General features: G+C 71.3%; 5 protein-coding genes and 1 pseudogene. 2 read left to right on the top strand and 4 right to left on the bottom strand.

The window, feature by feature from the left end; all coding sequences use genetic code 11:
- The first annotated feature begins 41 nt into the window (after window positions 1-41).
- Window positions 42-20660 carry a type I polyketide synthase gene (locus OG371_RS40845; protein WP_329062014.1) on the top strand — a complete coding sequence of 6873 codons (20619 nt, stop codon included), beginning with the start codon at window positions 42-44 and terminating at the stop codon, window positions 20658-20660.
- Between the two features lie 18 nt (window positions 20661-20678).
- On the opposite strand, the gene OG371_RS40840 is transcribed toward OG371_RS40845, so the two are convergent.
- Entirely contained in the window at window positions 20679-21254 is a 576-nt protein-coding gene (locus OG371_RS40840) for a CGNR zinc finger domain-containing protein (RefSeq protein ID WP_329062012.1), read from the bottom strand.
- An 82-nt stretch (window positions 21255-21336) separates the two neighbouring features.
- Here OG371_RS40840 and OG371_RS40835 point away from each other — a divergent pair.
- Window positions 21337-22494: pseudogene (locus OG371_RS40835) on the top strand (epoxide hydrolase family protein); the annotation flags it as partial.
- Window positions 22495-22563: 69 nt separating this feature from the next.
- Here the strand turns inward: OG371_RS40835 and OG371_RS40830 are convergent.
- The 3 genes from OG371_RS40830 to OG371_RS40820 form a co-directional block, all read right to left on the bottom strand.
- On the bottom strand, window positions 22564-23619 hold the full coding sequence (locus tag OG371_RS40830; protein ID WP_329062010.1) for an integrase core domain-containing protein: 1056 nt from the start codon (window positions 23617-23619) through the stop codon (window positions 22564-22566).
- A 254-nt stretch (window positions 23620-23873) separates the two neighbouring features.
- A complete protein-coding gene (locus OG371_RS40825; protein WP_329062008.1) occupies window positions 23874-24707 on the bottom strand; it encodes an ABC transporter permease in 834 nt (277 codons plus the stop codon).
- Window positions 24704-25690 (bottom strand): ATP-binding cassette domain-containing protein, encoded by a 987-nt coding sequence (locus OG371_RS40820; protein ID WP_329062006.1) that lies wholly within the window; start codon window positions 25688-25690, stop codon window positions 24704-24706. Before OG371_RS40820 ends, OG371_RS40825 begins: the two co-directional genes overlap by 4 nt.
- Window positions 25691-25712 lie beyond the last annotated feature (22 nt).

The raw sequence follows: 25712 nt of genomic DNA, 5'->3' as shown, positions 1-25712 counted from the left end.
CCCGCGTCCGTCGTTCCCCTCACCTGGGAGGCAGTACCCGCATGACGAGCAACGAAGACAAGCTCCGCGACTACCTCAAGCTGGTCACCACCGACCTGAGGCAGACCCGGCAGCGCCTCGGCGCGGTCGAGGCGAAGCACGCCGAGCCGATCGCGATCGTCGGCATGGGCTGCCGGTACGCCGGGGGAGCGAACTCACCCGAACAGCTGTGGCAGCTGCTGCTCGAAGGCGGCGACGCGATCTCCGGGTTCCCGGCCGACCGCGGCTGGGACGCGGCCGCGATCTACGACCCCGACCCGGACCAGCCCGGCAAGACCTACGTCGTGGAGGGTGGCTTCCTGCACGACGCGGCGGCGTTCGACCCCGGGTTCTTCGGGATTTCGCCCCGTGAGGCGCTGGCGATGGACCCGCAGCAGCGGTTGCTGCTCGAGGTGGCCTGGGAGGCGATCGAGCACGCGGGGATCGATCCGCTTTCCTTGCGCGGCAAGGATGTCGGCACGTTCATCGGCGCGGTCGAATCGACCTACGGCGCGGCCGCCGAGCTGCCGGAGACCGCCGAGGGGCATCTGCTGACCGGCACCGCGGCCGCCGTGCTGTCCGGCCGGATCTCGTACTTCCTCGGTCTTGAGGGGCCGGCGGTCACGGTCAACACCGCTTGCTCGTCCTCGTTGGTCGCGCTGCACTGGGCGGAGCAGGCGCTGCGTGGCGGCGAATGCTCGATGGCGCTGGTCGGCGGCACGACGGTGATGGCGACCCCGAGCGCGTTCGTCGAGTTCGCGCGTCAGCGGGGCATGTCGCGCGACGGGCGGTGCAAGGCCTTCGCCGAGGGCGCCGACGGAATGGCGTGGGGCGAAGGCGTCGGCGTCGTCCTGCTGGAGCGGCTTTCCGAGGCGCGCCGCCAGGGCCACCGGGTGCTCGCCGTCGTGCGGGGCTCCGCGGTCAACCAGGACGGCGCGAGCAGCGGGCTGACGGCGCCGCACGGACCGTCGCAGCAGCGGGTCATCCGCGCGGCGCTGGAGAACGCGCGCCTGACGCCCGACCAGGTCGACGTCGTGGAGGCACACGGCACCGGCACCAGCCTCGGCGACCCGATCGAGGCCCAGGCGCTGCTCGCGACCTACGGCCAGGACCGGGAGCACCCGCTGCTGTTCGGCTCGGTGAAGTCGAACCTCGGGCACTCGCAGGCCGCGGCGGGCGTGGCCGGGGTGATCAAGATGGTGCTCTCGCTGCAGGAAGCGGTGGTGCCGAAGACCCTGCACGCGGAGACGCCGACGACCAGCGTCGACTGGACCTCGGGCTCGGTGGAGCTGGCGACCGAACAGCGGGCGTGGCCCGAATCCGACCGCCCGCGCCGCGCGGCGGTCTCCGCGTTCGGCATCAGCGGGACCAACGCACACGTGATCCTCGAACAGGCGCCCGAAACTGAACCCGAGCCAGTCCCGGACGTCATCGGGCTGGTGCCGTGGGTCCTGTCGGCGAAAACCCCGGAAGCGCTCCGGGGTCAGGCCGCGCGGCTGCTCTCCCACCTGCGGACGCGGCCGGACCTGCCCGACGCCGACGTCGCCGTTTCGCTCGCGGGCCGTTCCCGGTTCTCCCGCCGGGCGGTGATCACGGCAGGCGACCGGGAAAGCGCATTGCGCGGACTGTCGGCGCTGGCTGCCGGTGAGCCGGACGTCGGGCTCGCCGAGGGCTCGGTGGCCGGCGGCAAGACCGCGTTCCTGTTCTCCGGCCAGGGGTCGCAGCGCCTGGGCATGGGCCGCGAACTCCACGAGCGGTTCCCGGTGTTCGCCGAGGCCTTCGACGCGGTGGCGGCGGCACTCGACCCGCTGCTGGACCGTCCGCTCAAGGAGGTCGTCTGGGGCGCCGAGGCCGAGATCCTGAACGAAACCGCGTGGACGCAACCCGCGCTGTTCGCGATCGAGGTCGCGTTGCACCGGCTGGTGACGTCGTGGGGCGTCACCCCGGACTTCCTCGCGGGCCACTCGATCGGCGAGGTCGCGGCCGCGCACGTCGCCGGCGTCTTCACGCTCGCGGACGCGGCGAAGCTCGTCGCGGCACGGGCGCGGCTCATGCAGGCGCTGCCCGCTTCCGGCGCCATGGTCGCGATCCAGGCGACCGAGGGTGAGGTGCTGCCGCTGCTCGACGCGAGCGTCTCGATCGCCGCGATCAACGGCCCGGAATCGGTGGTCGTCTCCGGTGCCGAAGCCGCGGTGTCGGCGATCGCGTCCCAGTTCGCTGACCAGGGCCGCAAGACCTCCCGCCTGCGGGTGTCGCACGCGTTCCACTCGCCGCTGATGGACGCCATGCTGGACGAGTTCCGCGCGGTCGTGGCGGAGATTTCCTTTGGCCGGATGGACATTCCGGTCGTCTCGAACCTGACCGGTCAGCTGGCGACCGCGGGCGAACTCGGCTCGCCGGACTACTGGGTCCGCCATGTCCGCGAGACCGTCCGGTTCGCCGACGGCATCCGGGCACTGAGCGCCGAGGGCGTCCGGACGTTCCTGGAGCTGGGGCCGGACGGCGTGCTGTCCGCGATGGCACGGGAGTCCGAAGCCGCGACGGCGATTCCGGTCCTGCGCAAGGACCGGCCGGAGGAGCAGACCGCGGTCGACGCGCTGGCGCAGCTGCACGTCCAGGGCCTTGCCGTGGACTGGAGCGGCTTCTTCGCCGGCGGGCGCCGGGTGGACCTGCCGACGTACGCCTTCCAGCACGAGCACTTCTGGCCCGACACCGTGGCCGGCGGGCCCGGGGACGTCACCGCGGCCGGTCTCGACGCGGCCGGGCACCCGCTGCTCGGCGCGGCCGTGATGCTGGCCGACGCCGAGGGGGCGGTGCTGACCAGCCGGTTGTCGCCGGCCTCCCACGCGTGGCTGGCCGATCACGTGGTGCGGGGCCGGGTGCTGCTGCCGGGCACCGCGTTCGTCGAGCTGGCGATCCGCGCCGGCGACGCGGTCGGCTGCGAGCGGCTCGAAGACCTGACGCTGGCCGCGCCGCTGGTGTTGCCGGAACAGGGCGGGGTCCAGGTCCAGCTGCGGGTGGGGCCCGCGGGGGAGTCCGGCCGCCGGACCTTCACGATCCACTCCCGTCCCGAAGGCTCGCCGGACGAGGCCTGGGAGCGGCACGCCACCGGCGTCCTGTCCGACGAAAGCCGTGCGGGCGAACGGTTCGACACCGCGACCTGGCCGCCGGAAGGGGCGACGCCGGTCGACATCGGCGGCGCCTACGACTGGTTCGCCGAAGGCGGTTTCGAGTACGGCCCGGCGTTCCAAGGGGTGCGCGCGGTGTGGCGCCTCGGCGAGGACGTCTTCGCCGAGGTCGAGCTGCCGGACCACATCGCGGACGCCGAGGCGTTCGGCCTGCACCCGGCGTTGCTCGACTCGGCGCTCCAGGCCGCCGCCCTCGCCGAGCGCGGTGAAGAGGGCCGCAGCGGCATGCCGTTCTCGTGGGAAGGCGTGTCACTGCACGCTACCGGCGCGGCCTCGGCGCGGGTCCGGCTGCGGCCCGCCGGGGATGACGCCGTTTCGCTGGCCGTCGTGGACGCCACCGGCGAGCCGATCGCTTCGGTCGAGTCGCTGGTTTTCCGGGGCATCCCGGAGGAGCACCGCGCCGACCGGCACCGCGACTCGCTGTTCCGGACCGGCTGGGTCCCGGTGCCGCCCTCCGCGGCTGCGGCGTCGGTGGCGCTGCTCGGCGCCGACGGGCTGGGCCTCGGTGATCTTGTTGTGCCGCATGAGGATTTCGCCGCCCTGCTGAGCGGCGAGGTGCCGGACGTCGTGCTGGCCACGGTGGCCGGGACGGCCTCGTCGCCGGTCGAAGCCGTGCACACGGCGGTCGCCGGTGCGCTGGACCAAGTGCAGTGCTGGCTCGCCGAAGAGCGGTTCGCCGACTCCCGGCTGGTGTTCGTCGCGCGCGGCGCGACCACCGGTGAAGACCTGGTCGCCGCCGCGGTCTGGGGCCTCGTGCGGTCCGCGCAGACCGAGCACCCGGGCCGGTTCGGCCTGATCGATCTGGACCCCGAAGCGGCGTCCGTCGACGCGTTGCCGCAGGCGGTGGCTTCGGCCGAGCCGAGCCTGCGCATCCACTCCGGAGAGGTGCTCGCCGCTCGGCTGGAACGGCTCCCGGCCCTGCCGGACACCACCGCGTGGGACGGCGAAACGGTCCTGATCACCGGCGGCACCGGCGGTCTCGGCCGGATCCTGGCCCGGCACCTGGTTTCGCGCGGCGTCCGCAAGCTCGTGCTGGCCGGCCGGCGCGGGCTGAACGCGGAGGGCGCTCTTGAACTCCGCGACGAACTCACCGGGCAGGGCGCCGACGTCACCATCGCCGCCTGCGACCTCGCCGATCGTGACGCGCTCGCGGCGTTGCTCGCCGACCATCCCGTCACCGCTGTGGTTCATGCCGCGGGGGTCCTCGACGACGGAACCGTCGCTTCCCTGACGCCGCACCAGGTCGAGACCGTGCTGCGGCCCAAGGTGGACGCGGCCTGGAACCTGCACGAGCTGGCGGGCGAGGTTTCGGCGTTCATCCTGTTCTCCTCGGTGGCGAGCTCGTTCGGCGCCGCCGGCCAGGGCAACTACGCGGCGGGCAACGCGTTCCTCGACGCGCTCGCGCAGCATCGCCAGGCCCTCGGCCAACCCGCGACTTCGCTGCAGTGGGGACCGTGGACCCAGGACGCCGGGATGACCGGCGGCCTGACCGGCGCCGACATCGAGCGCATGATCAGCTCCGGCGTCCCGCCGCTGACCCCCGAGCAGGGTGTCGCCCTGTTCGACGCCGCGATCACGAGCCCCGAAGCCGTGGTGCTGCCCGCGAAGCTGGACCTGCCGGTGCTCGGCGCGCAAGGCGATGTCCCCGAGCTGCTGCGCGGACTCGTGCCGTCCCGGCGTCGTCGCGCGGTGGCGGCCTCACGGGGGAGCGGCGGGGGACTGGCCCGGCAACTGGCCGCGCTGGCTCCCGCAGACCGTCGTGAAGTCCTGCTCGACCTGGTGCTCAGCCGGGTCGCCCTGGTGCTCGGGCACGCCGGGGCCGGCTCGATCGACGCCGCCCGGTCGTTCCAGGACCTCGGGTTCGATTCGCTCACCGCCGTCGACCTGCGCAACCGGCTCAGTGGCGCGGCCGACGTGCGGCTGCCCGCGACGCTGGTGTTCGACTACCCCACACCGGGCGCACTGGCCGACTACCTGCTCGAAGAACTGCTCGGCACGAGCGACGCCGGCGTCCCGGCCGCGACGCTCGTGCCGGTGGACGACGATCCCATCGCCATCGTCGGGATGGCCTGCCGTTATCCCGGCGACGTGAGTTCGCCGGAAGACCTGTGGCGGCTCGTCGAGAGCGGCACCGACGCGATTTCGGCGTTCCCGGAAAACCGCGGCTGGGACACCGCGGCGCTCTACCACCCGGATCTCGACCACTACGGCACGTCCTACACGCGCTCGGGCGGATTCCTGCACGACGCGGGCGCGTTCGACGCCGGCTTCTTCGGCCTGAGCCCCCGCGAGGCGCTCGCGACGGATTCGCAGCAGCGGCTGCTGCTGGAGGCGTCGTGGGAGGCGATCGAACGCGCCGGGATCGACCCGATGTCGCTGCGTGGCAGCCGGACCGGTGTGTTCGCCGGAATCATGTACAGCGACTACAGCCATCTGCTGTCCGGCAAGGAGTTCGAGGGATTCCGAGGCAACGGCAGCGCGCCGAGCGTGGCGTCCGGACGGATCTCTTACACGCTCGGGCTGGAAGGCCCGGCGGTCACCGTCGACACGGCCTGTTCGTCCTCGCTGGTGGCCATGCACTGGGCGGCCCAGGCGCTGCGCAGCGGTGAGTGCTCGCTCGCGCTGGCCGGCGGTGCGACCGTACTGTCCAATCCGGACGTCTTCGTGGAGTTCTCCCGCCAGCGTGGCCTCGCTGTCGACGGCCGGTGCAAGTCCTTCTCGGACGACGCGGACGGCGTCGGCTGGGCCGAGGGCACGGGCGTGGTCGTGTTGGAGCGGCTTTCCGACGCGAAGCGCAACGGTCACGAGATTCTTGCCGTGTTCCGTGGATCCGCGGTGAACCAGGACGGCGCGTCGAACGGCTTGACTGCGCCGAATGGCCCGTCTCAGCAGCGGGTGATCCGACAGGCACTGGCTGGTGCCGGTCTGTCCACTTCGGACGTGGACGCGGTCGAGGCCCACGGCACCGGCACGACGCTGGGCGATCCGATCGAGGCGCAGGCGCTGCTGGCGACCTACGGCCAGGACCGGGAATCGCCGCTGCTGCTGGGATCGGTGAAGTCGAACCTCGGGCACACCCAGGCCGCGGCCGGGGTGGCCGGGGTGATCAAGATGGTGATGGCCCTGCGACACGGCGTGCTGCCGAAGACCCTGCACGCCGGCGCACGATCGTCGCATGTGGACTGGGAAGCCGGCGCCGTCGAACTGCTCACCGAGCGCACCCCGTGGCCGGAGACCGGCGCCCCGCGGCGCGCGGCGGTGTCGTCGTTCGGGATCAGCGGGACCAACGCCCACGTCATCCTGGAACAGGCACCGGAGGCCGAGGTCGCGTCACGGCCGGCGAGTACTGGTCTGGTCCCGTACGTGCTGGCGGGCAAGACACCGGAGGCGCTGGAGGCCCAGGCCGGACGGCTGGCTGCGCACCTGGAGTCACGCCCCGAGCTGGCGGCCGAGGACGTCGCCTTCTCGCTGGCTACGACGCGTTCGGCGTTCGCGCATCGTTCGGTGATCCTGAGCGGGGCCGGTCCGATCGAGGGTTCGGTACTTCCGGGCAAGGTGGCGTTCCTGTTCTCGGGTCAGGGTTCGCAGCGGCTCGGCATGGGCCGTGAGCTGTACGCGCGGTTCGCTGTATTCGCCGAAGCTTTCGACGCTGTGGTGGCGCTGCTGGATGGTTCGGTGCGGGAGGTCATGTGGGGCGAGGACGCCTCGGTCTTGAACGAGACGGCGTCGGCGCAGCCTGCGTTGTTCGCGATTGAGGTGGCGTTGTTCCGTCTGGTGGAGTCGTGGGGTGTTCGGCCCGACTTCGTGGCCGGGCATTCGATCGGTGAGATCGCTGCGGCCCATGTCGCGGGTGTTTTGTCGCTTGAGGACGCTTGTGCGTTGGTGTCGGCTCGTGCGCGGTTGATGGGTGCGTTGCCCGCCGGTGGTGCGATGGTCGCGATTCTGGCGACTGAGGATGAGGTCCAGCCGCTGCTGAGCGGTGGTGTGTCGATCGCGGCGATCAATGGTCCCGACTCGGTGGTGGTGTCCGGGGTTGAGGCTGAGGTCTTGGCGTTGGCGGCACAGTTCGAGGGCCGTAAGTCGTCGCGGTTGAAGGTGAGTCATGCGTTCCACTCGGCCTTGATGGACCCGATGCTGGCTGAGTTCCGTGCGGTGGTGACGGAATTGTCGTTCCAGGCCGCGGAGATTCCGGCAGTCTCGACAGTGACCGGCCAGACGGCCGAGTGGGAGTCTCCGGAGTACTGGGTCCAGCAGGTCCGCGAGCCGGTGCGGTTCGCGGACGGTGTCCAGATGCTGGTGAGCGAGGGCGTCACGAAGTTCGTCGAGCTGGGCCCGGATGGTGTCCTCTCGGCGATGGCACAACTGTCGGTGCTCGAGGACACCGTGGTGGTTCCGTTGCTGCGCAAGGACCGCCCGGAGGAACTCGCGGCCCTGACCGCACTGGGCCAGCTGCACGTTCACGGGGTCAGCGTGGAGTGGGCGTCGTTGTTCCCAGGCGCGCGGCGGGTCGATCTGCCCACCTACGCCTTCCAGCGCACCTGGTTCTGGCCCGACAAGCTCCCGGAGGGCGACGCGGCCGCGTTCGGCCTCACCGCGCCCGGCCATCCGATGCTCACCGGCTCCGTCGAACTCGCCGACGACAACCGCCTGCTGTTCACCAGCAGCCTGTCGGTCCGCACGCATCCGTGGCTCGCGGACCACTCCGTGCTCGGCCGCGTGCTCGTGCCCGGAACGGCGTTGCTGGAGCTGGCGATCCGCGCGGGCGACGAGGTCGGTTACGGACGGGTCGAAGACCTGACCCTCGCCGCCCCGATGGTCATGCCCGAGCAGGGCGCCCTCCAGGTCCAGCTCTCGGTCGCCGCGCCCGACGAGACCGGGCTCCGCCGGGTGGCCGTCCACTCGCGGCCCGGGACCAGCGGCCCGTGGACGGAGAACGCGACCGGTCTCCTGGCCGAAACCGCGCTTCCGGACGTCGGCTTCGACACCACCGTCTGGCCGCCGGAGAATGCCGTCGCCGTTGATGTTTCCGCCTGTTACGAGCAGTTCGCCGAGGGCGGTTTCGCCTACGGGCCGGTCTTCCAGGGCCTCCGGGCAGTCTGGCGTCGCGGCGACGAGGCGTTCGCCGAGGTGAGCCTGCCCGAGGACGTCGACACCGGCGAATTCGGCCTGCACCCGGCGCTGCTCGACGCGGCGTTGCACGCGATTTCCCAGGCCGGGCTGGACATCGAGGCCGGTGCGCTGCCGTTCTCCTGGACTGGCGTCTCGCTGCATGCCACCGGCGCGTCCTCGGTACGGGTACGGCTCGTGCGCACCGGCATCAACACGGTGTCGATCGCGGTCGCGGACACCACCGGCGGCCCGGTTGCCACCATCGAGGCGCTGGCCGTCCGGGCATTGCCCACCAATGGGCTGACCGCTGACATCACCGCCGACGCCCTGTTCCGGCTCGATTGGGTCACGGTGCCGGAGTCCGCCACAGTCGAGTCGGTGTCGATCCTCGGCGCGGAGACGCTCGGCCTCGAAGACGCTCTGCGGTCGGCTGGGGTGGTGGTCGGCGAGGACTCCGCGCCCGTCGTGCTGTACCCGGTCATCGGCGACCGCTCGGACCCGGCCGCGGCGGCCCATTCGGTGACCACCGCCGTGCTCGGGCACCTCCAGCAGTGGCTGACCGAGGACTCCCGCCTGGTCTTCGTGACCAAGGGCGCCACCACCGGCACCGATCTGGCCGGAGCCGCCGCGGCCGGGCTCGTCCGGTCGGCGCAGACCGAAAACCCGGGCCGCTTCGGCCTGATCGACCTGGACGACGACGCGGCGTCGCTGTCGGCGCTGCCCCGCGCGCTGGCCTCGGCCGAACCGGATCTGGCGATCCGCGGCGGCGAGATTTCCGCCGCACGCCTCGACCGTGCCCCGGCCCCCGAGGCGCGGCACACCTGGGACCCCGAGGGCACCGTCCTGATCACCGGCGGCACCGGCGGTCTCGGCCGTGTGCTCGCGCGGCACCTGGCCGGCGAGCACGGCGTCCGGAACCTCCTGCTGGTCAGCCGCCGCGGCGGGGCGGCCGAGGGCGCGGCGGAACTCGTCGCCGAACTCGCCGTGCTGGGCGCCGACGCCCGGATCGCCGCCTGCGACGTCTCCGACCGCGAAGCCCTCGCGGACCTGCTGACGCGGCACCCCGTGTCGGCGGTCGTGCACACCGCGGGCGTCCTCGACGACGGTTTGATCGGCTCCCTCACCCCCGAACGCCTCGACGCCGTCCTGAAGTCCAAAGTGGACGCCGCCTGGAACCTGCACGAACTCACCCAGGACGCGGGGCTCACCGCCTTCATCACGTACTCCTCGGCTTCGGCGACGTTCGGCTCCGCGGGCCAGGGCAATTACGCCGCCGGCAACGCGTTCCTCGACGCGCTCGCCCGGCACCGGCAGGCCCTCGGCCAGCCCGCAGTGTCCCTGGCCTGGGGCCCGTGGACCCGCACCGGCGGGATGACCGGCGACCTCACCGAAGCCGAGCTCGACCGGATCGCGCGGTCCGGCATGCCGCCGCTGACCGTCGAACAGGGTTTGGCGCTGTTCGACGCCGGGCTTAGCGGCGACGAAGCCGTGGTCGTGCCGGTCCGGCTCGACTTCGCCGCGCTGCGCGCCCAAGGCCCGATCCCGGAGCTGCTGCGCGTGCTGATCCGCGGCTCGAACCGCCGGACGGCCGCGACCGCGACCGGTTCGGCCCTCGCGCACAGCCTGGCCGGGCTCGGCGCCGAGGAGCAGGCCGACGCGCTGCTGGACCTCGTGCGCACCCAGGTCGCGCTGGTGCTCGGGCACGCCGGGGTCGCCGAGATCGACCCGGACCGGGCGTTCACCGACCTCGGGTTCGACTCGCTGACCGCGGTCGAACTGCGCAACAAGCTCAACGCCGCCACCGGTCTGCGCCTGCCGGCCACGCTGATCTTCGACTACCCGACGGCCGCCGCGCTGGCCGCGCACCTGCTGGACCAGCTCGTCGGCTCGGCCGCCACGACGGCCGTGCCCCTGCGGGCCCTCCCGCCGGTCGCCGACGACCCGATCGTGATCGTCGGCATGAGCTGCCGCTACCCGGGCGGGGTGGACTCGCCGGAAAGCCTGTGGCGGCTCGTCGCCACTGGCACCGACGCGATTTCGGCGTTCCCGGAAGACCGCGGCTGGGACCTCGAGACCCTGTACCACGCCGATCCGGACCACCTCGGCACCTCGTACACGCGCTCGGGCGGATTCCTGCACGACGCGGCGGGCTTCGACCCCGGCTTCTTCGGGATGAGCCCGCGCGAGGCCCTGACCACCGACACCCAGCAGCGGCTGCTGCTGGAAACCTCGTGGGAGGCGCTGGAACGCGCCGGGATCGACCCGAAGTCGTTGCGCGGCAGCCAAACCGGGGTCTTTGCCGGAGTGATGTACAACGACTACAGCTCCCTGCTCGACGGCGCGGAGTTCGAGGGCTACCAGGGCAGCGGCAGTGCGGGCAGCGTCGCTTCGGGCCGGGTGTCTTACACCTTCGGGTTCGAGGGCCCCGCCGTCACCGTGGACACGGCGTGCTCGTCCTCGCTGGTCGGATTGCACCTCGCCGCGCAGGCGCTGCGGTCCGGTGAATGCGCGCTCGCGCTCGCCGGCGGCGTGACGGTCATGTCCACCCCGGGCACGTTCGTCGAGTTCTCCCGCCAGCGTGGGCTGTCGGTCGACGGCCGGTGCAAGTCCTTCTCCGACGACGCCGATGGCGTCGGCTGGGCGGAGGGCGCGGGCATGGTCGTCCTCGAACGGCTCTCCGACGCGCAGCGCAACGGCCACGAGATCCTGGCGGTGCTCCGCGGCTCCGCGATCAACCAGGACGGGGCGTCGAACGGCCTCACCGCGCCGAACGGCCCGTCCCAGCAACGCGTGATCCGCCAGGCGCTGGCGAGCGGGGGACTGTCCACTTCGGACGTCGACGCGGTCGAAGCCCACGGCACCGGCACCACCCTGGGCGACCCGATCGAGGCGCAGGCGGTGCTGGCCACCTACGGCCAGGACCGGGAAACCCCGCTGCTGCTGGGCTCGCTGAAGTCCAACCTCGGCCACACCCAGGCCGCGGCGGGCGTCGCCGGCGTGATCAAGATGGTGATGGCCCTGCGGCACGGTGTGCTGCCGAAGACCCTGCACGCGGACACGCCCTCGTCAAACGTGGACTGGGAGAGCGGCGAGGTGACGCTCCTGGCCGAGCAGATCCCGTGGCCGGAGACCGGCCGTCCGCGTCGCGCCGGGGTCTCGGCGTTCGGCATCAGCGGCACCAACGTCCACGCCATCCTCGAGCAGGCCCCGCCGACGCCCGCACCCGCGCCGAGCGCCGAACCGGACCTGGTCCCGTGGGTGCTGTCCGGCAAGACCCCGGACGCCCTGCGCGCCCAGGCCGCGCGCCTGCGCGAGTTCGACCTCCACGGATCGTCGACGGACATCGGTTTCTCACTGGCCACCAGCCGAGCCGCGTTCGACCATCGCGCGGTCGTAATGGCTCGTCAGGGTCTTGCCGCGTTGGCCGCGGGGGAGCCGGACGCTTCCGTGATCGAAGGCTCGGTCCTCGCTGGCCGGACGGCCTTCCTGTTCTCGGGTCAGGGTTCGCAGCGGCTCGGTATGGGCCGGGACCTGTATGCCCGGTTCGCGGTATTCGCAGAGGCGTTCGACGCTGCCGTGACGCTGCTGGATGGTTCGGTGCAGGACGTCATGTGGGGCGAAGACGTCTCGGCTTTGAACGAGACGGCGTCGGCGCAACCTGCATTGTTCGCGATTGAGGTCGCGTTGTTCCGTCTGGTCGAGTCATGGGGTGTTCGGCCCGACTTTGTCGCTGGTCACTCCATCGGCGAGATCGCAGCGGCCCACGTCGCAGGTGTTCTGTCGCTTGAAGACGCCTGCACCTTGGTCTCAGCTCGCGCTCGGTTGATGGGAGCGTTGCCGACTGGCGGCGCGATGGTCGCGATTCAGGCGACCGAGGAGGAGATTCAGCCGCTGCTGAGCGATGGTGTGTCGATCGCGGCGATCAATGGCCCCGACTCGGTCGTGGTGTCGGGCGACGAGGCTGAGGTCACTACGCTGGTTGCTCAATTGGCGGACCGCAAGTCGTCGCGGTTGAAGGTGAGTCATGCGTTCCACTCGCCCTTGATGAATCCGATGCTGGACGAGTTCCGTGCGGTGGTGGAGGGACTTTCGTTCCATCCCGCGGAGATTGCGGCGGTGTCGACGGTGACCGGCCAGACCGCTGAGTGGCAGTCGCCGGAGTATTGGGTCCAGCAGGTCCGCGAGCCTGTGCGCTTTGCCGACGGCGTGCGAACGCTGGTTGACGAAGGTGTGAGCAAGTTCGTGGAGCTGGGTCCGGATGGTGTCCTGTCGGCGATGGCGCAACTGTCGGTGCCCGAGGACACCGTGGTGGTTCCGTTGCTGCGGAAGGACCGCCCGGAGGAACTCGCTGCACTGACCGCACTGGCGCAGCTGCACGTTCACGGGGTCACCGTGAATTGGGCGTCGTTGTTCCCGGGGGCGCGGCGGGTCGATCTGCCCACCTACGCCTTCCAGCGTCGGCGCTTCTGGCCGTCCGGTGCGGGCATCCCGACCGGCGACGTCCGCGCCGCCGGGCTCGGCGCCCCGGCCCACCCTCTGCTCGGCGCCGCTGTGCGGGTCGCCGGGTCCGACGCCCTGTTGTTCTCCGGACTCCTCTCGACTCGGACGCATCCGTGGCTGGCCGACCACGTCGTGCTCGGCTCGGCGCTCCTGCCCGGCACGGCGTTGCTGGAACTCGCGATCCGCGCCGGGGACGAGGTCGGCTGCGACCGCGTCGAGGAGCTGACGCTCGCGGCCCCGCTGGTCCTGCCGGAACAGGGCAGCGTGCAATTGCAGGTCGCGGTCGCGGAGCCGGAGGAGTCCGGCCGGCGCGCGGTGACCGTCTACTCGCGACCCGAAGGCGAGGAAGACGGTCCCTGGACCTGCCACGCCACCGGGGCACTGGCCGTCGGCGAGTACAGCGCCGACTTCGGCACCGAGGTGTGGCCGCCCGCCGGAGCGGAACCGGTCGAACTGGCCGACTTCTACGAGCAGCGCGCTGCCGACGGGTTCGAGTACGGCCCAGTGTTCCAAGGCCTCCAGGCGGTGTGGCGCAAGGGCGCCGAGGTGTTCGCCGAAGTGGCCCTGCCCGAAGGCTCTGGAGCCGAGGCGTTCGGCCTGCACCCCGCGTTGCTCGACGCGAGCTTGCACGCCGGTGCCTTCGACGGCCGGACGTCCGGCGACCGGCAGTCGGTGCCGTTCTCGTGGACCGATGTCTCGCTGCAAGCCAAGGGCGCCAAGGAAATCCGCGTCAAACTCGGCTGGGACGCCGAAGGCCAGATGACGGTCGCCGCCACTGACCAGTCGGGCGCGCCTGTCGTGTCGGTCGGTGCGCTGCGTGTCCGGGCCCTGTCCGCCGACCAGCTCAGCACCACCGATCGTGACTCGCTCTTCGGCCTCGACTGGGTCCCGGTGAAGGCGGAAACGGCCGACCTCGGCACCCCGATCGTGCTCGGCGCCGACCCCCTCGGCCTCGCCGGCACCCTGCAGACCGACCTGTACGCCGATCTGGCCTCGATCGGCACACCGGCCGGACCGGTGCTCGTCTCCCTGACGGGCACACCCGGCGACGTCCCCGAATCGGTCCACACGACGACTTCCCACGCCCTGGCGCTGCTCCAGGAGTGGCTGGCCGAGGAGCGGTTCGCCGAATCCCGGCTCGTTTTCGTCAGCCGCGGCGCGAATTCCGGCGAGGACGTCACCGCAGCCGCCGTCCAGGGTCTCGTCCGCTCGGCACAGTCGGAGAACCCGGGCCGGTTCGGCCTGATCGACCTCGACGACGAGGACACTGACCCGGGCGATCGCCTCACGCGAGCGCTGAGTTCCGACGAGCCCCAACTCTTGGTGCGTGACGGGCAAGTCCTCAAAGCCCGGCTCGCCCGAGCCACCGCGGAAGCACCCGTCGAGAACTGGGACAGCGAAGGCACCGTGCTGCTGACCGGCGGCACCGGCGGCCTCGGCGCCGTCCTCGCCCGGCATCTCGTCGCCGAGCGCGGCGTACGGCACCTGCTCCTCCTGAGCCGTCGCGGCCTCGCCGCCACGGGCGCGGCCGAACTCGTCGCGGAACTCACCGACCTCGGTGCGGACGTCCGCGTCGAGGCCTGTGACGTCTCGGATCGCGCAGCCCTCGCGCACACCCTCGACGCGATTTCCGAGGACCATCCGCTGGTGGCGGTCGTCCACACCGCGGGCGTCCTCGACGACGGAGTCATCGCCTCGCTCACGCCCGAGCGGATGCATACCGTCCTGCAGCCGAAGGTCGACGCCGGGTGGAACCTGCACGAGCTGACCCGGGACCTCCCGCTGTCCGCCTTCGTGGTGTTCTCCTCGATCGCCGGGGTCTTCGGCAGCGCCGGACAGGGAAACTACGCCGCCGGCAACGCTTTCCTCGACGCGCTGATGCAGCGCAGGCGCACCGAAGGCCTGCCGGGCGTCTCGCTCGCGTGGGGACCGTGGGCCCGGACCGGCGGCATGACCGGCGATCTGAGCGAGGCCGAGCTGGAGCGCATCACCCGCTCCGGCATCCCGCCGCTGCCGGCCGAACGCGGGGTCGAGCTGTTCGAGGCGGCGCTCGCCAACGGTGGGTCGCTGGTCCTCCCGGTCCGGCTAGACCTGCCGGTGCTGCGCGCCCAGGACGAGATCCCGGCGCTGCTGCGCGGCCTGATCCGCGTCCCGGCCCGCCGCCCGGCCGGTTCGGCCACCGCGGCCGGGCTGATCCGGCGGCTGTCGGGGCTCACCGAAGCCGACCGGCGGGCCGACCTGCTGGAGCTGGTGCGCACGCAGGTCGCGCTGGTGCTCGGCCACGACGGCGCCGGCGAGATCGACCCCGGCCGCGCCTTCCGCGACCTCGGCTTCGACTCGCTGACCGCCGTCGAACTCCGCAACCGCCTGAACGCCGGCGCGGGGCTCCGGCTGCCCGCGACCCTGGTCTTCGACTACCCGACGCCCAGCGCGCTGGCCGAGCATCTGCTCGAAGCGTTGTTCGGCGGCGAGGCCCCGGTCGAGCCGCTGGCGCTCGCCGCGATCGACGGCGACCCGATCGTCATCGTCGGCATGAGCTGCCGGTACCCCGGCGGCGTCGACTCGCCGGAGGGCCTCTGGCAGCTGGTCGCCGACGGCGTCGACGCGATCTCCGGGTTCCCGGAAGACCGCGGCTGGGACCTGGAATCGCTCTACCACGCCGATCCCGACCACCACGGCACCTCCTACACCCGCTCCGGCGGCTTCCTGCACGACGCGGGCCAGTTCGATCCCGCGTTCTTCGGGATGAGCCCCCGCGAGGCGATGACCACCGACGCCCAGCAGCGCCTGCTGCTGGAGGTCTCGTGGGAGGCGCTCGAGCGGACCGGGATCGACCCGGTTTCGCTGCGCGGCAGTCGGACCGGAGTGTTCGCCGGGGTCATGTACAACGACTACAGCGCGATCCTTTCGGCCGACGAATACGAGGGCTACCAGGGCCACGGCAGCGCGGGAAGCGTGGCCTCGGGCCGGGTTTCCTACACCCTCGGGCTGGAAGGCCCCGCGGTCACGGTCGACACGGCGTGCTCGTCCTCGCTGGTCGCCATGCACTGGGCGGCGCAGGCGTTGCGCAGCGGCGAGTGCTCACTCGCGCTCGCCGGCGGCGTGACGGTGATGTCCACGCCGGGCACCTTCGTCGAGTTCTCCCGGCAGAAGGGCATGTCGCCCGACGGGCGCTGCAAGGCGTTCGCGAACGCGGCCGACGGCGTCGGCTGGGCCGAGGGCATCGGCATGCTGGTGCTCGAACGGCAGTCCGACGCCGAGCGCAACGGCCACGAGATCCTCGCGGTCTTCCGCGGCTCCGCGGTGAACCAGGACGGCGCGTCGAACGGCCTGACCGCGCCGAACGGCCCCTCGCAGCAGCGGGTGATCCGCCAGGCGCTGGCCAGCGCCGGACTGTCCACTTCGGACGTCGATGTGGTCGAGGCCCACGGCACCGGCACCAACCTCGGCGACCCGATCGAAGCCCAGGCCCTGCTGGCGACGTACGGCCAGGACCGGGCGACGCCGTTGCTGATGGGCTCGGTGAAGTCCAACATCGGCCACACCCAGGCCGCGGCCGGCGTCGCGGGCGTGATCAAGATGATCATGGCGATGCGCCACGGCGTGGTGCCCCGGACCCTGCATGTGGACGCGCCGTCGGCCGAGGTCGACTGGACGGCGGGCGACATCGAGCTGGTCACCGAGCCGGCCGCGTGGCCGGAGACCGACCGGCCGCGCCGCGCCGGGATCTCGTCGTTCGGCATCAGCGGGACGAACGTGCACACGATCATCGAGGTGCCCACTGAGCCCACTGTGCCCGCCGTGATCGTCGACGCCGAGCCGGTTCCGGCCGGGGTGGTGCCGTGGGTGCTTTCGGCCCGGACCCCGGCGGCGCTGCGGGCGCAGGCCGGGCGCCTGCTGTCCCGGATGGACGGTCTGCGCCCGGTCGACGTCGGGTTCTCGCTCGCCAACGGCCGGTCCCGCTTCGACCACCGCGCGGTGGTGCTCGCCGGAGACCACGACGAAACGGTGCGCAGCCTGACCGCGCTGGCCGCGGGTGAGCCGGACTCCGGGCTGACCGAAGGATCGGTGCTCGGCGGGAAGACCGCGTTCCTCTTCTCGGGCCAGGGTTCGCAGCGACTCGGCATGGGCCGCGAGCTGTATGGGCGATTCCCCGTATTCGCACAGGCTTTCGACGCGGTCGCCGGCGAACTCGACCGGCACCTGGACCGGCCCCTGCGTGAGGTGATCTGGGGCGAGGACGCCGAACTGCTCGACGACACGGGCTGGACCCAGCCCGCGCTCTTCGCCGTCGAGGTCGCGCTGTTCCGGCTCGTGGAGTCCTTCGGCGTCGCCGCCGACCAGCTCGGCGGCCACTCGATCGGCGAACTCACCGCCGCGTACGCCGCGGGTGTGTTCACCCTCGAGGACGCCTGCGCCGTGGTCGCCGCGCGGGCCCGCCTGATGAGGGAACTCCCGGCCACCGGCGCGATGATTTCGGTCCAGGCCTCCGAAACCGAGGTCACCGTCGCGCTGGAAGGCCGGGAGAAGGAAGCCGGGATCGCCGCGGTCAACGGGCCGCTGTCGGTGGTGGTGTCCGGCCGGACCGAGGTGGTCGAGGAGATCGCGCACCACTTCGAGGGCGAAGGACGGCGGACCAAGCGGCTGCCGGTGAGCCACGCGTTCCACTCGCCGTTGATGGAGCCGATGCTGGAGGGCTTCCGGACGGTGCTCGAAGGCGTGTCGTTCGCCGAGCCCGCGGTGCCGGTCATCTCGAACCTGACCGGCCGCCCCGCGGAGCCGGGGGAGCTGGGCACCCCGGACTACTGGGTCCGGCACGTGCGCGAGGCCGTGCGCTTCGCCGACGGAGTCGAGGCGCTGGCCGGAAACGGCGTCACGGTGTTCCTCGAACTCGGCCCGGCCGCGGTGCTCACGGCGATGGCCGGCGAAACGCTGTCCGGCACCGAGGTCAGCCTTCCGGTCCTGCGCAAAGACCGTTCCGAGGTGCAGTCGCTGGCCACGGCGCTGGCCGGACTGCACGTCCACGGCGCCGAGGTGGACTTCTCCGCGTTCTGGCCCGGCGCCCGGCGCGTTGACCTGCCGACCTACGCCTTCCAGCACGAACGCTTCTGGCCGGCGCCCGACTTCTCCGGTGGCGACGTCACCGCCGCCGGGCTGGGCGTGACCGGCCACCCGCTGCTCGGCGCCGCCGTCCAGCTCGCCGGGACGGCCGGAATGCTGTTCACCAGCCGGCTTTCCCTGCGGACCCAGCCGTGGTTCGCCGATCACGTGGTGATGGGCGCGGCGATGGTGCCCGGCACCGCGTTTGTCGAGCTGGCGCTGCGGGCCGCTGACGAGGTCGGCTGCGCCCGCGTCGACGAGCTGACGCTGGCCGCGCCGCTGGTGCTGCCGTCGTCGGGCGCGGTGCAACTGCAGTTGTGGGTCGGCGACGTCGACGAGTCCGGCCGCCGTCCGATCACTGTCCACTCGCGACTCGACGGTGATGGCGAGCGGCCGTGGATCCAGAACGCGAGCGGGGTGCTTGCCGTCGCGGGTCACACTGCCGTGTTCGATGCGACCGTGTGGCCGCCCGCCGACGTCGAGGAACTGCCGCTGGCGGACTGTTACGAGGAATTCGCCGAGGCCGGTTTCGCTTACGGGCCGGCGTTCCAGGGCCTGCGCGCGGCCTGGCAGCGGGGCGACGAGATCTTCGCCGACGTCGTGCTGCCGGAGGCGGCGGGGTCCGATGCGGCCGCGTTCGGCGTCCACCCGGCCCTGCTCGACGCCACGCTCCACGCGTCGATGCTCGCCACCGGTGACGGCGAGGGCGGGGGACTGCCGTTCTCCTGGGAAGGGGTTTCGCTGCACGCTTCCGGTGCGTCCGCGGTGCGGGTGCGGTTGACGCGTACTTCGAACGAATCGATGGCCATCGCGGTAGCCGACACCTCCGGGCAGCCGGTCGTCTCGGTCGACTCGCTGCTGGTCCGCGCGGTCGCCGCCGACCAGCTGCGCAGCGCCGAGGATGACGCGCTGTTCCAGCTGGACTGGGTCAGTGTCGTTGCGGAGCCCGTGGTTCCCGGCTCGATCACTGTGCTCGGCGCCGACGGTTCCGCGCTCGTCGAAGCGCTGAGCGGTCACGACGTGCGCGCTGCCGCCGACCTGGCGTCGCTTGTGGACGGTGCGGTGCCCGAGGTCGTCCTGGTCCCGGTCCGCGGTGATTCGGCCGACGTGCCCGCTTCGGCGCACGAGCTGTCTTCGCGGGTGCTGGGCCTGGTCCAGCAGTGGCTGGCCGAGGAGGAGTTCGCGGCTTCGCGACTGGTCTTCGTCACCGAAGGCGCGGTCGACGGCGGCGACGTCGCGGCTGCGGCCGTGTGGGGCCTGGTGCGCTCGGCCCAGTCGGAGCATCCGGACCGGTTCGGGCTGCTGGATTCCGGGCCGGTGTCCGGGTCCGTGCTGCTGGCCGCGCTCGGTGCCGACGAGCCGCAGGTTGTGGTGCGGGACGAGACGGTCCTCGCGGGCCGGCTGGTCCGGGCGGCCGCCGGGGAGGCCGTGGCCTGGGATCCGGACGGCGCCGTGCTGATCACCGGCGGCACCGGTGGGCTCGGCGCGCTGCTGGCCCGGCATCTGGTGGCCGAGCGCGAGGTCCGGCACCTGCTGCTGGTCAGCCGCAGCGGCCTCGCCGCCTCGGGCGCCGAGACTCTGGTCGAGGAGCTGACGGAGCACGGTGCCGACGTGACCGTGGCGGCCTGTGACGTGTCGGATCGGGCTTCGCTGGCCGAGCTGCTGTCCACCGTGCCGTCGCTGACCGCGGTGGTGCACACCGCCGGTGTGCTCGACGACGGTGTGGTCGAATCGCTGACGCCGCAACGGTTGTCCGCCGTCCTCAGGCCGAAGGTCGACGCCGCCTGGCACCTGCACGAGCTGACCCGCGAGCGCCCGCTGGCGGCGTTTGTCGTGTACTCCTCGATCGCGGGCACCTTCGGCGGTGCCGGCCAGGCGAATTACGCCGCGGGCAACGCGTTCCTGGACGCGCTGGCGGCCCGGCGCCGGGCCGACGGACTGGCGGGGGCATCGCTGGCCTGGGGCCCGTGGGCGCAGGGCGCCGGGATGACGGGCTCGCTGAGCGAGGCCGACCTCGAACGGCTGCAGCGGTCGGGTATGCCCGCGCTGACAGCGGAAGAAGGCGTCGCGCTCTTCGACGCGGCGCTGGGCACCGGCGCGGCGGCCGTGGTGCCGGCCCGGCTGGACCTCGCCGCGTTGCGGGCGCAGGGCGAGATCCCGGCCCTGCTGCGCGGCCTGATCCGGACGTCGTCCCGGCGTTCCGCCGCCGGCCAGATCACGGTGGACACCCTGGTCGGCCGTCTGACCGGCCTGGACGACGACGGCCGCGACGAGGTCTTGCTGGACCTGGTCCGCGGCCAGGCGGCCTTGGTGCTCGGGCACGCCGACGGCACCGGGATCGAGCCGGACCGCGAGTTCCGGAACCTGGGCTTCGACTCGCTGACCGCGGTCGAGTTCCGGAACCGGATGAACACCGCCACCGGCCTGCGCCTGCCCGCCACGCTGCTGTTCGACTACCCGACCCCGGCCGAGCTGGTCGAGCACCTGCGCGGCGAACTCGTGGTGGCGGGCCCGGAATCCACCTCCCTCATCGGCACCCTCGACCAGCTGGAGAGCGCCATCGCCGCGGCGGACGTCGACGAGAAGCTGTTCAAGCAGATCGAAGGACGCCTGGAAGTGCTCCGCGCCAAGTGGGCGGCACTGCGAACCGGGTCGACGGACGCCGAGAACTCCGAGTTCGACTTCGACACGGCCAGCGACGACGACGTCTTCCGCCTCCTCGACGACCAGCTGGGCCTGTCGTGACTCCCGGCCGTCGGACGATCACTCCGCCGAACTGCGGTTTTTACGCTGGTTGGCCATGAACCGTGCCTTCTTCTGACGATTCCCGCACGTGTTCATCTCGCACCATTTGCGGGTGCGGCTCTGGCTGGTGTCGAAAAAGGCGGCCTGGCAGGTCGGTGACGCGCACAAGGCCAGTTTTCCGTCGCGCTCACCGGAAATGATGCTGATCGCGTCGGCGGCGATCACGCTGAGGGCGTCTTCCACCGACGACGTCGAGCTGAGCTGCCAGCGTCGTTTGCCGTCGGGCGTCAGGATCGCCGCGGCCCGGCCCTGAACGCTGTAGTCGTTGATGACCTGCACGGCCGCCGGGGGGAGGGGTTCCTGGATCGCGGCCGCCGTCGCCGCGGCGTGGATCGATTCCCGCAATTCCCGCGCGCGCTCTAGTTGAGCCTCGGTGCAGGAGTCCACGGAGAGGCCGCTCAAGGCCAGCCAATCGGCGAGCCGGCCCGGCGTGGGAATGCGCTCCACCTCGTCGCCCTGACGCTCCGACAAAGTCCCGGTGAAGCTGGTCGCCAGCACGGTACCGAGCCGAAATTCCGGGAACTCCACACGCATGGAACCAGCTTAGCAGGTTGCGTCGAAACGCCGCCGTCTGTTAGAACCGTCTAAGCCGGTTCCACGACGACCAGGAGGCCCCATGCCCAGCCCGACCAGCGACGTCCAGCCATTCGGAGCCCACGCACCCGACACCGACCTCGACGATCTGCGCGCCCGATTGGCCGCCGCGCGCCTCCCGGAGGCCGAGACGGTCCATCGCCCCGCGCCCGATCCACACCGATGGGACCAGGGCGTTCCCCTTGCCGATCTCGTCGACGTCGTGCACTACTGGCGCACCGGATACGACTGGCGGTCGTTCGAAAAGCGCCTTAATGAAATCGGCCAATTCCGCACCGCCATCGACGGCCTGGCCATCCACTTCCTGCACCGCCGATCCCCGCGCGCGGATGCCACCCCGCTGATCCTGACGCACGGCTGGCCGGGCAGCATCGCCGAATTCATCGATGTAGTGGACGAGCTGGCCGAGCCGAAAGACGGGCCGGCGTTCCACGTCGTGGTCCCGTCGCTGCCGGGCTTCGGTTACAGCGGCAAGCCGGCCACCACCGGGTGGGGGACCGAAAAGATCGCGGCCGCCTGGGTGGAATTGATGGGCCGGCTCGGCTACGGCAAGTTCCTCGCCCACGGCGGCGACTGGGGCGGCAATATCACCACGGTGCTCGCCGGCCGGTTCCCGGAGCACGTGCTCGGCATCCACACCACGTTCGCGGAGGGCCTGCCCGGGGCGAGCACGGACGGGCTGACTGAGCTCGAACGCCAGTGGGCCGAGGAAACCCGCCATTTCTGGCGTCACCGCGCGGCGTACGCGAAGCAGCAGGCGACCCGGCCGCAGACCATCGGCTACTCGCTCGTCGACTCACCGGTCGGGCTGCTGGCCTGGATCCTCGACAAGTTCGCCGAATGGTCGGACACCGAGGACAGCCCGTTCGAGACGATTTCGATCGACCGCATTCTCGACGACGTCACCCTGTACTGGCTGACCCGAAGCGGCGCCTCGGCGGCCCGCATTTACTACGAAAGCCACAACTCGCTGGATCCGGAACTCCGGGTCGACGTCCCGTCCGCGATCACCATGTATCCCCGCGACATCGAACGGTATCCGCGCCCCTGGGCACAGGAGCGGTACCGGCAGATCGTCCGCTGGCGCCAGCCTGAAGCCGGGGGACATTTCCCGTCGCTGGAGGTGCCCGGGTATTTCGTGAAGGACCTGCAGGAGGGGCTGGCGGCCGTGCTGTCCGCAAAAGCTCGTGAGTGGCTAGGACGGTTAGAACCGGGTGTCATGTTTCAGGACTTCGTGAACAGATGTGTTTCAGGACTTCGTGGACGGTTTGTGGCTGGTCAGTGGTTGGTAGCGTACTGATCGGTCGAGGGTGAGGTGGCGGGCGACGGTGTTGTTGATCATGACGGTGACGCGGTCGCCTTGCCAGTAAACGGTCGCGGTGTGGCCGGCCCGGGCGCGGCCCAGGACGATGGAGCAGCCGGAGAAGGCGATCACGCCGGTGGTGGAGACGGGGCGGGTGGTGACGCCGCTGGGCCGGTGGGCGGCGGTGCTGGGGGCGGTTTTGGGGGTGGCGTCGTAGCGTTGCTGCGGGGTTTCGCCGTCCAGGCTTTGGTGGCGGCGGTGGTTGTAGATCGTCCGGTACTCGTCGAGAAGTTGTTGCAGCTCGGGCACCGTGGTGGGCGTGGGCCGGGCGCGGAGCCATTTTTGCAGGGTTTGGTGGGAGCGTTCGTTTTTCCCGCAGGTCTGCGGGTGATAGACCGAGGAGGCGATGGCGGCCACGCCTCGTTCGGCGAGGTGGCGTTCCAGCTCGGCCGTCCTCCCGCGGTGTTTGCCGGAGAAGGCCAGTCCGTTGTCGGACAGCACTTTCACGGGCAGGCCGTAGCCGGCGAAGGCGTGTTGCAGCGCGGTCCAGGTGTCGGCGCCGTTCTCGCTGGCCGCGGCGTAGGAGCCGACGTCGAGGCGGGAGTGGTCGTCGAGGATCTGGATGATGCAGACCTTGGTGCCATCGGCGAGGTAGTGCTCCATGCCGTCGATCTGCCAGCAGCCGTTGGGGTCGGCGTATTCGAACCGGCGCCGGGTCCGGGGCTTCTTGCGGGGTTCCGGGACGATCTGGCCGTGCTCGCACAGGATTCGGTAGACCGCGGACTGCGACGGCAGCGGGGTGACCCCGGTGTCCTCGAGCCGCCAGCGGATGGAGATCGGCCCGTTGTCCAGGCCCTCACCGGCTAGTTCTTTGCGCGCTCGCAGCACCGCCTCGGCCACCCCGGCGCCCAGAGCCCTCGGATGGTGGTGCGGGGCGGTGCTGCGGCGGGTGAACCCGTCCACGCCCTCGGCCCGGAACCGGGCCAGGTACTTGTGGAACACCCCCGGGACACGCCGTGCTCGCGGCAGAACCGCGCAATGTTGACCTTCTCGCCCGCCGCGACCTGCGCGACCGCGGCAACGAACTCAGGATCCATCGAAAACCCTGCTCTGCCCATCGCCGCATGATCACCACACACGCCCTGGTCACCACGCCGACAGGCCGGTCAGTGTCCACGATGTCCTGAAACATCAACTGTCCACGAAGTCCTGAACTGCAACAGACGGTTCTAACCGTCATAAACACTCACGAGCATCTAGGCGGTGAGCGGACGGCGGAAACCCAGCACTGCGAAGCCGAACGACACGATCACGATCACCAAGCTGATCACCACCGCGGGCGCCAGGGCGGTCGACCCCGGGATGCCCAACGCGACCGCACGGGTCGCGTCCACCGCGTACGTCAGCGGGTTGGCCCGCGCGACGATCTGCAGCCAGGTCGGGAGATCGGCCACCGGCACGTAGGCGCTCGAGGCGAACATCAGCGGGAAGAGCGCGATGCCGTTGATGGTCTGCATCGGCTCGGCCTTGCGGATCCAGGTCCCGACCGCCAGGAAGACCCAGCCCAGTGCCCAGCTGACCACGAGCGTGAGGCCGATCGAGATCAGGATGCCCGTGATCCCGCCCTTCGGCGTGTAGCCGAGCAAGGCGATGGCCAGCACCAGGATGAGGACGATCTGCACCGCGCTGCGGCACAGATCGGACAGGCTGCGCGCGATCAGCAGTGAGGCCGGCTGGATCGGCAGCGACCGGAGCCGGGACACGACCCCGTTCTTCAGGTCCTCCACCAGCCCGACCCCGCTCTGCAGGGAAGACTGCACGGCGTTGTCGATCAGCACGGCCGGCACCAGGTAGTCGACGTAGGAGATGCCCTGCGGGAAGTGCGGGGTCATCAGCAGGTTGGCGAACACCTGGGTGAACAGGAACAGCAGGATCACCGGCTGCATGAGGCCGAAAACCACGAGCTGCGGCTCCCGGATCAGCGCGCGCAGCGAACGGTCGGTGAGAATCAGGATCTGGGCCCCCACCGAGCTTCCCGGCCAGCGCGCCCGGGTCGCGCTTCCTGGGGCGGGGGCGACGGTCGAGGTCATACGGGACTCCATGAGGCTTGGGCCGGATGGGGCGCGGACTTGTTGGCGAGCGCCAGGTAGACGTCGTCCAGGGTGGGTTCGCCGAAGGCCAGTTCGGCGGCCTCGATCCCGCCGTCGTCCAGCGCCCGGATCACCGCGGCGAGATCTTTCGAGGCGCCGACCGGGGTGATGATCGTGCTGCCGTCCGGCCCGATCGAGGGCGTCATCCCGGCGTGCTCCAGCGCGGCGCAGGCGGTGCCCGGCTCGTGGCCGGGTTCGAGCACCACGGTGACCGAACGGCGGCCCACCTGCTCTTTCAGCTCGGCGGCGGTGCCCGAAGCGACGACCTTGCCGGCCGAGAGCATCACGATCGAGTCCGCGAGCCGGTCGGCCTCGTCGAGGTACTGGGTGGTGAGCAGGACCGTCGTGCCTTCGCGGACGAGGCCTTCGACGATCTCCCACAGGTTGATCCGGCTCGACGGGTCGAGCCCGGAGGTGGGCTCGTCGAGGAAGATCACCTCCGGGCTGCCGACCAGGCAGGCGGCCAGGTCGAGCCGCCGGCGCATGCCCCCGGAGTAGGTCTGGCTCAGCCGGGTCGCGGCCGCGGTGAGGCCGAACGCTTCGAGCAGGTCGTCGGCCCGGCGCTTGGCGGCCTTGCGGTCGGCGCCGAGCAGCCGGGCGATCAGCACCAGGTTGTCGCGCCCGGTCAGCCTCTCGTCCACCGAGGCGAACTGGCCGGTGAGCCCGATGACCTCACGCATCTTCTTCGGCTCGGCGCTGACGTCGAAGCCGGCCACCCGGACTGTGCCCGAGGTCAGCGGGGTCATCGCGGTGAGGATGTTGACGAGCGTGGTCTTGCCCGCGCCGTTGTGCCCGAGCAGGCCGAGGACCGAGCCCTCCGGAGCGGAGAGCGTCACCGAGTCCAAGGCGCGCACCGAACCGTACTTCTTGCTGACGCCGACGGCTTCGATCATCGGCCGCCGGTGTGAACCGATCGCGGTCATGGGTGAACTCCCCGCAACTGTG

The sequence above is a fragment of the Amycolatopsis sp. NBC_01480 genome (assembly GCF_036227205.1).
Taxonomy (GTDB): domain Bacteria; phylum Actinomycetota; class Actinomycetes; order Mycobacteriales; family Pseudonocardiaceae; genus Amycolatopsis.
The sequence above is the reverse complement of the archived record's forward strand: the minus strand, read 5'-3'. Positions and strand labels throughout refer to the sequence as shown.

What these genes read in the sequence shown, in the direction of transcription:
- OG371_RS40845 (WP_329062014.1), top strand. Translation starts at nt 42, where the DNA reads ATGACGAGCAACGAAGACAAGCTCCGCGACTACCTCAAGCTGGTCACC.
- OG371_RS40840 (WP_329062012.1), bottom strand. Translation starts at nt 21,254, where the DNA reads ATGCGTGTGGAGTTCCCGGAATTTCGGCTCGGTACCGTGCTGGCGACC.
- OG371_RS40825 (WP_329062008.1), bottom strand. Translation starts at nt 24,707, where the DNA reads ATGACCTCGACCGTCGCCCCCGCCCCAGGAAGCGCGACCCGGGCGCGC.
- OG371_RS40820 (WP_329062006.1), bottom strand. Translation starts at nt 25,690, where the DNA reads ATGACCGCGATCGGTTCACACCGGCGGCCGATGATCGAAGCCGTCGGC.